The organism is Bacillus sp. ME78, assembly GCF_903970865.1.
In the GTDB taxonomy this organism is placed as follows: Bacteria; Bacillota; Bacilli; order Bacillales; family Bacillaceae_G; genus Bacillus_A; species Bacillus_A cereus.
Genome location: NZ_CAJCKK010000109.1, coordinates 1 through 337, shown reverse-complemented (window position 1 = coordinate 337; position 337 = coordinate 1). Strand labels below are relative to the sequence as shown.

Here is a 337-nt window from a genome sequence, read left to right as displayed (position 1 = left end):
ATTTCCCATAGCGTAAGCTAGTAAGATCCCTGAAAGATGATCAGGTTGATAGGTTCGAGGTGGAAGCATGGTGACATGTGGAGCTGACGAATACTAATAGATCGAGGACTTAACCATATAATATGAAGCAATGTTATCTAGTTTTGAAAGAATATAAAAAACTTGTTGACTTTAGAAGTTAAATGAGTTACAATAATTCTTGTCTTAAATGAATACAGTCTGGTAATGATGGCAGAGAGGTCACACCCGTTCCCATACCGAACACGGAAGTTAAGCTCTCTAGCGCCGATGGTAGTTGGGACCTTGTCCCTGTGAGAGTAGGACGTTGCCAGGCAAA

General features: G+C 40.9%; 2 rRNA genes. Both read left to right on the top strand.

Annotated features, from left to right (window positions below):
* A 23S ribosomal RNA gene (locus H6481_RS28480) occupies positions 1-117 on the top strand; the annotation flags it as partial.
* Positions 118-218: 101 nt separating this feature from the next.
* Positions 219-334: ribosomal RNA gene (gene rrf / locus H6481_RS28475) — 5S ribosomal RNA — on the top strand.
* Positions 335-337: the final 3 nt, after the last annotated feature.